The following is an 8645-nucleotide window of genomic DNA, read 5'->3' as shown; positions in this document are numbered from 1 at the left end:
CTTGGCCTCCGACTTGGGCGCCCGGCTCCGGTGGTCCGGGTGGAGCAGCTGCGCGCGGCGACGTGGCGGGCAGGGAGGTCCGGCCTCGGCGGGGAGCTGGTGAGCCCCTCGAGCCTGAGACCCGTGACGGCCCACCAGGCGGTCACGGAGCTCGTCGACCACGTCGCCGACGCCCTCGACGCCAGCGGCGACCTCGCCCGGGTCCGTGAGCGGGTAGCCCACCTGCTCGCCGGCGGCACCGGAGCCGAGCAGCAGCTGCGCTGGCTGGCCGAGACCGGTCTCTCCGGGGTGGCGGACCTCGCGGCACGGCGCACCGTCGGCTGACGTCTGCAGGGTCGGCCGTCCCCCCGCCTGGTCGGCCGCGAACGAACGTCTGCTCCACCGTGTCACGCAGCCGTCACCAGCCCGCGGTGCCTCAGCCGGGAGGCAGGGCGCGCCGCACACGGTCCAGGCGCTCCAGCAGCTCGCCGGGCACCCCGGCGCCGAGCTCCGCGAACCACTGCCTGGTCAGCTCCAGCTCCCGGGACCACTCCTCGGGGTGCACCGCGAGGACCGCCGCGAGGGCCTCGTCGGGCAGGTCGAGTCCCGCGAGGTCCAGGGACCCCGGGGCGGGCAGCAGGCCGACCGGGCTCGGGACGGCCTCGGCCTCGCCGAGGACCCTGCCGTGGATCCAGGCCAGGACGCGCGCGTTCTCCCCGAAACCGGGCCACAGGTAGCCGCCGTCCGCACCCTTGCGGAACCAGTTGACGCCGAAGACGCGCGGGGCGGCCTCCCCCAGCCGTGCGCCCATCTCGAGCCAGTGCGCCCAGTGATCGGTCATCGCGTAGCCGGTGAAGGGCAGCATCGCGAACGGGTCACGCCGTAGCGCCCCGACCGTGCCCTCGGCGGCAGCGGTCTGCTCGGAGGAGACCGTCGCGCCGAGCAGCACCCCGTGCACCCAGTCGGTGGCCTCGGTCACGAGCGGGACCGTGCTGGCGCGCCGACCGCCGAAGAGGATCGCGTCGACCGGCACCCCGGCGGGGTCGTCCCAGTCCGGGGCGAGGGTCGGGCACCTGTCGGCCGGGACGGTGAACCGGGAGTTGGGGTGGGCCGCGGGCCGCCCGCACCCGGGTGTCCAGTCCTGGCCCTGCCAGTCGACGAGGTGCGCAGGAGGGTCGGGGGTCATGCCTTCCCACCACACATCGCCGTCGTCGGTCAGTGCGACGTTGGTGAAGATCGTGTCGCTCGCGACCATGCGCATCGCGGTGGGGTTGGTGCTCTCCCCGGTGCCCGGGGCGACGCCGAAGAACCCTGCCTCGGGGTTGATCGCACGCAGTCTCCCGTCGTCCCCACCGCCCCCGGGGTCTGACGGGAACATCCAGGCGATGTCGTCCCCCAGCGTCTCGGCGCGCCAGCCCGGAAGGGTCGGGGTCAGCATCGCGAGGTTCGTCTTGCCGCAGGCCGAGGGGAAGGCCGCCGCCAGGTGCACCGCCCTGCCCTGGGGGGAGGTGAGCCGCAGGAGGAGCATGTGCTCGGCGAGCCATCCCTCGTCCCGGCCGATGGCCGAGGCGATCCGCAGCGCGAAGCACTTCTTCCCCAGGAGGGCGTTGCCTCCGTACCCCGAGCCGTAGGACCAGATCTCCCGGGTCTCGGGGAAGTGCGCGATGTACTTGGTCGTGCTGCACGGCCAGGGCACGTCGGGCCGTCGCGTCCCGTGAGCGTCGACCAGGGGCAGACCGACGCTGTGCACAGCCGGGACGAACGCGCCGTCGGCCCCGAGCTCGGCGAGCACCGCCTCCCCCACGCGGGTCATGACGTGCATGCTCACCACCACGTAGGGGGAGTCGGTGAGCTCGACCCCGTAACGGGCCAGGGGCGAGCCGACCGGCCCCATGGCGAACGGCACCACATACATGGTCCGCCCTCGCATCGAACCCGCGAAGACCTCCTCGAGCTCGGCGCGCATCGCTGCCGGTGCGCGCCAGTTGTTGCTCGGCCCGGCATCCTCCTGCCGCTCGGAGCAGATGAAGGTCCGGCCCTCGACGCGCGCGACGTCGTCGGGTGCCGATCGCGCGAGGTAGCTGCGCGGGCGCCTGACGGGATCCAGCCGCAGGAACGTCCCGTCGCGGACGAGCAGCTCGCACAGCCGCGAGTACTCCTCCTGCGAGCCGTCGGCCCAGACGACGGCGTCGGGCCGGGTGAGCTCGGCCATCGAGGCGACCCACGCGTGCAGGCCCGCATGACGCGTCGTGCAGGCGGACGCGTCGGCCGTGGCGCTCGCGCTCGCGGGCCGATCCGCGCCCGGGGCCAGGTCGGGGCCCGCCGTCGTGGGGTCGGCCGAGCCGGTCGTGGACCGTGGGTGGTCGAGCGTGGTCATCATGTCCCTCTCGTCGGCGGCGCCCGGACGGGCCGTGTGGTCGACGATCCTCGGAGCGATGGCCTCCTTCAACGGGATCAGAGCGACAAGATCTCCTGTTCTTTCGCTATCGTCATGGAGATGGCCGATTCCGCACCGCCGAGACCCGTCATCGCCCTGCCGACGCCGACGGATGCCGTGACCCCTGAGGCTGCCGGGCTGACCCTGGGTCGCCGCATCCGGCATGTCCGCACGGTCCGGGGCATGACCCTGGATCAGCTCGGAGCCGCCGTGGGGAGCGGTGCGAGCCAGCTGTCCTTGGTCGAGAACGGGCACCGGGAACCCCGGGTCTCGTTGCTCCAGGCGATCGCAGCAGCCCTCGAGGTGCCGGTGGCGGAGCTCTTGGTCCCCGAGCCCCCGACCCGGCGCGCGGCCCTCGAGGTGGCTCTCGAGCGTGCCCAGCGCAGCACCCTCTACGCAGGGCTGGGGCTGCCGCAGGTCCGTCCCACGAAGGGCACGCCCACCGACGCCCTCGAGGCGATCGTGGGTCTGCACGCCGAGCTCGACCGGCGGGCGAACGCGGCGATCGCCACCCCGGAGGAGGCGCGCCGGGCCAACACGGCCCTGCGGCGGTGGATGCGTGAGCGGGACAACGACCTGCCGGAGATCGAGGACCTGGCCGAGGAGGCCCTGCAGCACGGGGGCTACGTGTCCGGGGCCCTGACCCACCGGGCCGTCGCACGTATGGCCGAGCACCTGGGCTTCACCCTCATCCACGTCGAGGACCTGCCGCACTCGACGCGCACGGTGACGGACCTGGCGAACGGGCGGATCTACCTGCCGCCGGCCTCGATCCCCGGCGGGCACGGCCTGCGCTCCCTGGCCTTGCAGGCCATCGCGCACCGGGTCCTCGGGCACTCGACCCCGCGGAGCTATGCCGACTTCCTGCGGCAGCGGGTCGAGATCAACTACTTCGCGGCTGCCTGCCTGCTGCCACGCGGCGCCGCGGTGGCCTTCTTGACGGACGCCAAGCGAGCCAAGGACCTGGCCGTGGAGGACTTCCGCGACGCCTTCGGCGTGACCCACGAGACAGCGGCGCAGCGGATGACGAACCTGCTCACCACGCACCTCGACCTCCGCCTGCACTTCCTGCGGGTCGGGGACGACGGAGCCATCTACAAGGGGTACGAGAACGACGGGCTGCCCCTGCCCACGGACGGCACGGGGGCGATCGAGGGCCAGCTCGTCTGCCGGGCGTGGCCAGCCAGGATGGCCTTCACCCGCGGGGACCGGACCACCGAGCACCACCAGTACACCGACACCCCGGCGGGGACGTACTGGTCCTCGACGCAGACGGGGGTCGCGGCCACCGGGGGCTTCGCGATCAGCGTGGGGGTGCCGTTCGGTTCGGCCAAGTGGTTCCGTGGGCGGGAGACGACCACGCGCACGACGTCACGCTGCCCGGACCCGGCGTGCTGCCGCACCCCCGCCCCCGAGCTGGCCGAGCGCTGGTCACCTCATGCCTGGCCCAGTGCCGCGGTCCACGCCCAGATCCTTGCGCCCCTGCCGAGCGGGACGTTCCCCGGCGTGGACGAGACGGAGGTCTACGCCTTCCTCGACCGGCACGCCCACCGCTGACCGAGCGGGGTCACCGAGCGGGGGTCACCGAGCAGCCGCGCGCTGGTACTGCCGCACGGTGAGCGGGATGAAGACGAGGAGCAGCAGGACGCCCCACAGCACGGTGTAGAGCACCGGGTTCTGCAGCGGCCACGCGGTGGGTGGGGGCGTTCCCGGGATGACGTTGCCGAAGAGCTCACGTGCCGCCTGGGTGACGCTCGAGACGGGGTTCCACTCGGCAAAGGTCCGCAGCGGTCCCGGGAGGTTCTCGGACGGGACGAAGGTGTTGGCGATGAAGGTCAGCGGGAAGATCACCACGAAGGACGCGTTGTTGAAGACCTCCGGGGTCCGGACCAGGAGGCCGACGTAGGCCATGATCCAGCTGACGCAGTACGCGAAGAACAGCAGCAGCGCGTAGCCCAGCAGGGCCTCCCCCACCGAGCTGGTGATGCGCCATCCCACGACCAGGCCGGTCAGGGTCATGATCACGATGGTGAGGACGTTGTTGACGACGTCCGCGGTCGTGCGGCCCACGAGGACGGCCGAAGGCGCCATCGGCAACGTCCGGAAGCGGTCGATGATGCCCGTCTTGAGGTCCTGAGCCATGCCCGACCCGGTGATCGTCGCCCCGAAGATCATGGTCTGCGCGAAGATCCCGGCGATGAGGAACTGCCGGTAGAGCGCGGGGTCGACGTCGGCAGCCCCCGGCAACGAGATCGACCCGCCGAAGACGAAGGCGAAGAGCAGGACGAACATGATCGGGGAGACGATCGAGCCGACGAGCAGGTCGGGCACGCGCTTGATCTTGATGAGGTTCCGCCGGGTGACGGTCCAGCCGTCCACCAACGCCTGCCCTGGACCGGTCATGACTGCTCCTCGGGGGTCGTCGACGCGTCGGCCTCGTGCCCTGTCAGGCGCAGGAAGACGTCGTCGAGGGTCGGGCGGCGCAGGCCGACGTCCAGGACCTCGACCTGTGCGGCGCCGAGCACCCGGAGCGCCTCGACCAGGGCACCGGTGCCCCCGCGCACCGGACCGGTCAAGGTCCGGGTGTGCTCGTCCACGCCGACCACCCCCTCGCAGAGCGGGCCGAGGGCATCGCGGGCCGCGGTGATCTCCGACGAGGTGCCGACCGTCACCTCGAGGCGCTCACCGCCGACCTGGGCCTTGAGCTCGTCCGAGGTGCCCTCCGCGATGACCCGGCCACGGTCGATGACCGCGATCCGGTCCGCGAGACGGTCCGCCTCCTCGAGGTACTGGGTGGTGAGCAGCAGGGTCGTGCCTGAGGCGACGAGCTCGCCGATCACGTCCCACATGCCGAGCCGGCTGCGCGGGTCCAGTCCCGTGGTCGGCTCGTCGAGGAAGAGCACCTCGGGCTCGGCGACCAGGGCACCGGCGAGGTCGAGCCGCCGACGCATGCCGCCCGAGTAACCGCTCACCGGGCGACGAGCCGCCTCGGTCAGGTCGAAGCGCTCGAGCAGCTCCCACGCGCGTTGCTTGGCCCGCTTCGCCCCCAGGTGGTAGAGCCGCCCGACCATGTCGAGGTTCTCGAGGCCCGTGAGGTTCTCGTCCACCGCCGCGTACTGGCCCGAGACGCCGATCCGGCGGCGCAGCTGTCCGGCCTCACGCACGACGTCGAGCCCCAGTACCGTCGCCTCGCCCTCGTCCGGGACGAGAAGGGTCGTGAGCACTCGGACGGCCGTCGTCTTGCCTGCACCGTTCGGACCGAGCAGACCGAGCACGGTCCCCGCCTCGACCTCGAGGTCAAGACCGTCGAGGGCGTGCAGGTCCCCGTATCTCCTGACGAGCCCGTGGGCCGCGATCGTCGCCATGCAGAGCAGTCTGCACCCCACCACCGACACGCGACGCGGGCCGACCGGGGCCACCGTCGGGAGCCGACGCCACCGCCCCTCAGCCGGCGTCCCAGCCGGGGACCCCCGCCAGCGCGGCTCCGTCGCCGACCTCGTCCCGGGTCACCACGCTCAGGGTCCCGTCGCTCTCGAGCACCACGGCCGCGACCTGGTCGAAGCCGCCCGCACCGGTGGCACGCACGGCCTGGCGCACCTCGTCGAGGGTCAGGCGCTGGCGGCGCATCGCCGTCGTGTCCGGGACGCCGTCGCGCAGCACCAGGCTCGGCCGGGCCGTCACCACCGACCGGCCCCCAGGCAGGTGCGTCGTGGCCCACGACACCGTCAGCTGCAGACCCGCCAGGAGCGCGAGAGCCACGACCCCCTCGGCCCAGGAGACGTCAGCGCTGAGCAGGATCGTCGCGAGGGTCGAGCCGAGCGCGACGGTCACGACCAGGTCGAAGGCGCTGAGCTTGGCGAGGGTGCGCTTGCCCGAGACCCGCAGCAGCAGCACGAGTGCCACGTAGGCCGAGGTGCCCACGAGGACCACGCGCGCGAGGTCCGACCACGAGTCCCACCACATCAGCGTCCCACCTCTCCTGAACGGGGCGTCCTCGGCGCCCGCCCTCGGAGCATGTCAGGCCCCGTCCACGCGCGCGCGTCGTCAGCCGTCGGCGTCGAGGTAGACCCAGCGCCCGTCCTCGCGCACGAAGCGACTCACCTCGTGCTGGCTGCCCGGTCCCGTGGCGCTGCGGTGGTGCGCGCGGAACTCGACCGTGCCGGTCTCGTCGAAGGGCCCGCCCGCCTCGGTGCGCAGCACGTCGAGCCGGGTCCACCGCACCTCGGCGTCGACCTCGACCGTGGACGGCCTCGTCGAGGAGTGCCACGTGCGGGCGAGATGCTCGGTGTCCCCGAGGGCGAACGCGGAGTAGCGGGACCGCATGAGCTGCACCGCGGTCGGCGCCGTCGCGGTCCGACGGTGCAGCGGGCCGCAGCACTCCCCGTAGGTCTCACCGCTCAGGCAGGGGCAGCGCTCGGTCGTCACACCCGCCAGTATCGACCCTGTGACGCCCTCGTCCACCGGATCCTCGCCCGAGCCGCCGCCCGCCCCCCAGGGACCCCCACCCGGACTGGCGCGTCGGCTCGGCACCGTCGACGCCGTGGTGATCGGGCTGGGGTCCATGATCGGTGCGGGGGTCTTCGTCGCCTTCGCCCCGGCGGCACGGGCCGCCGGCACCTGGTTGCTCGTCGGGCTCGCGGTCGCTGCGACCGTCGCCTACGCCAACGCCACCGCCTCGGCGCAGCTCGCGTCCCAGTACCCCACATCAGGGGGGACGTACGTGTACGGGCGCGAGCAGCTGGGCCCGTGGTGGGGCTTCGTCGCCGGGTGGGGCTTCGTGATCGGCAAGACGGCGAGCTGCGCCGCGATGGCCCTCGCCTTCGGCGCGTACGTCGCGCCACCCGGCTGGGAACGGGCCGCGGCGGTCGTCGCGGTGCTCGCCCTCGCCGCGACGAGCTACCGGGGGGTGACCAGGACCGCCCGGCTGACCAGGATCGTCGTCACCGTCGTGCTCCTCGCGCTCACAGTGGCCGTGGTCACGAGCCTCGCCGGCACGACGCCCACCTGGTCGAACCTGACGCTCGGCGACGAGGCACCGGGGGCGTACGGGGTGCTGCAGGCTGCCGGGCTGCTCTTCTTCGCCTTCGCGGGGTACGCCCGGATCGCGACCCTCGGAGAGGAGGTGCGCGAGCCCGGCCGCACGATCCCCCGCGCCATCCAGCTGGCCCTGGGGATCACCGTCGCGCTGTACGCCGTGGTCGCTGCGACCCTCCTCGCCGTCCTCGGCAGCGAGGGGCTCGCCGACCAGGTCGACCCCGTGGCCGCCGCCGTGGAGTCTGGCACCTACGCCTGGGCGTCACCGGTCGTGCGGCTGGGAGGCGCCGCGGCGACCCTCGGAGCCTTGCTCGCCCTGATGGCCGGCATCGGGAGGACGACGCTCGCCATGGCCCGTGCAGGGGACCTGCCGCGCTGGCTGGCGGCCGTCCACCCGCGCTACCGCGTGCCGCACCGGGCGGAGGTCGTACTGGCCGGGGTGGTGTGCGTCATCGTGCTGACCGTCGACCTGCGCGGCGCGATCGGCTTCTCGTCCTTCGGGGTCCTCGTCTACTACCTCGTGGCGAACCTCGCGGCAGCTCGGCAGCGAAGCCCCTACCGTCGGTTCCCCCGAGCCCTGCAGGCCCTCGGCGCAGCCGGGTGCACCGCCCTCGCGCTGACCCTCCCGCTGACGTCGGTCCTCGCCGGGGTCGGGGTGCTGGCCTGCGGTGCGCTGCTGAGGGGTGCACGGGGACGCGGTCGGCGCCCCTGAGCCTGCCCGCGACGCGTCAGGCCGCGCGGTGCAGGGTCGACGAGGCCAGCGGGTCGAGGAGGTCGTCGACGACGGCGGCGACCGCCAGGGCCTGTGCCGCGAGGAGGCCGTGCCGCAGCTGGTGCGGTGCGGCACGGGGTGCGCTCCGCACCACGTCGGCCGACACGTCGAGGACGGCCACCATCTGCGGGCGCAGACGCCCCGCGGTATGCGCGGCCCACGCAGCGACGTGCATGGCCCCCGACCACTCCCCCGGTTCCCACTCGATCGCGGCGAGCTCGTCGAGGGTCACGACGTGGCCCTGGATCGACTCACGGAGCTCAGCCACGGCCGCGCTCCTCGGGCCGTGCGCGAGCGCTGACTCCTCGAGCGCCCCCGCATGGGCGAGCATGCCCCGCCACGGTCCGGCCAAGGTCGCCGCGACCCGCGCCGGGGTGGTCGCTCAGGCCTGGGTCGGGCCAGCGGGACGCCTCGGTCAGGACC

General features: G+C 73.2%; 8 protein-coding genes and 1 pseudogene. 3 read left to right on the top strand and 6 right to left on the bottom strand.

The genetic code is table 11. From position 1 onward, the window contains the following. Positions 1 to 324: pseudogene (locus tag L0B03_RS10235) on the top strand (carboxylate--amine ligase); the annotation flags it as partial. Between the two features lie 91 nt (positions 325 to 415). Here L0B03_RS10235 and L0B03_RS10230 read toward each other — a convergent pair. After that, the gene (locus L0B03_RS10230; RefSeq protein WP_374204930.1) at positions 416 to 2356 is read right to left on the bottom strand and encodes a phosphoenolpyruvate carboxykinase (GTP); all 1941 of its coding nucleotides are present in this window, start codon (positions 2354 to 2356) and stop codon (positions 416 to 418) included. Positions 2357 to 2476: 120 nt separating this feature from the next. On the opposite strand from L0B03_RS10230, the gene L0B03_RS10225 reads away from it, so the two are divergent. Continuing rightward, positions 2477 to 3973, top strand: coding sequence for a helix-turn-helix transcriptional regulator (locus L0B03_RS10225; protein WP_250445695.1), 1497 nt, complete (start codon positions 2477 to 2479; stop codon positions 3971 to 3973). A gap of 24 nt (positions 3974 to 3997) precedes the next feature. On the opposite strand, the gene L0B03_RS10220 is transcribed toward L0B03_RS10225, so the two are convergent. From L0B03_RS10220 to L0B03_RS10205, 4 genes are all read right to left on the bottom strand, one after another. Continuing rightward, on the bottom strand, positions 3998 to 4819 hold the full coding sequence (locus tag L0B03_RS10220; RefSeq protein WP_250445694.1) for an ABC transporter permease: 822 nt from the start codon (positions 4817 to 4819) through the stop codon (positions 3998 to 4000). Continuing rightward, positions 4816 to 5781, bottom strand: coding sequence for an ATP-binding cassette domain-containing protein (locus L0B03_RS10215; RefSeq protein ID WP_250445693.1), 966 nt, complete (start codon positions 5779 to 5781; stop codon positions 4816 to 4818). The genes L0B03_RS10220 and L0B03_RS10215 overlap by 4 nt, the downstream gene beginning before the upstream one ends. A 79-nt stretch (positions 5782 to 5860) precedes the next feature. Further along, on the bottom strand, positions 5861 to 6379 hold the full coding sequence (locus L0B03_RS10210) for a DUF421 domain-containing protein (protein ID WP_250445692.1): 519 nt from the start codon (positions 6377 to 6379) through the stop codon (positions 5861 to 5863). An 81-nt stretch (positions 6380 to 6460) separates the two neighbouring features. Next, positions 6461 to 6841: a YchJ family metal-binding protein gene (locus L0B03_RS10205; protein ID WP_250445691.1), complete on the bottom strand. Its 381-nt coding sequence runs from the start codon at positions 6839 to 6841 to the stop codon at positions 6461 to 6463. Between the two features lie 85 nt (positions 6842 to 6926). Here L0B03_RS10205 and L0B03_RS10200 point away from each other — a divergent pair, with 85 nt between their 5' ends. After that, a complete protein-coding gene (locus tag L0B03_RS10200) occupies positions 6927 to 8162 on the top strand; it encodes an APC family permease (protein WP_284501633.1) in 1236 nt (411 codons plus the stop codon). Between the two features lie 16 nt (positions 8163 to 8178). On the opposite strand, the gene L0B03_RS10195 is transcribed toward L0B03_RS10200, so the two are convergent. Further along, a complete protein-coding gene (locus tag L0B03_RS10195; RefSeq protein ID WP_250445690.1) occupies positions 8179 to 8490 on the bottom strand; it encodes a hypothetical protein in 312 nt (103 codons plus the stop codon). Between the last annotated feature and the right edge of the window lie 155 nt (positions 8491 to 8645).

The sequence above is a fragment of the Actinotalea sp. C106 genome (genome assembly GCF_023630195.1).
Classification (GTDB): Bacteria; Actinomycetota; Actinomycetes; order Actinomycetales; family Cellulomonadaceae; genus Actinotalea.
This window is presented reverse-complemented; position numbering and strand designations above follow the sequence as displayed.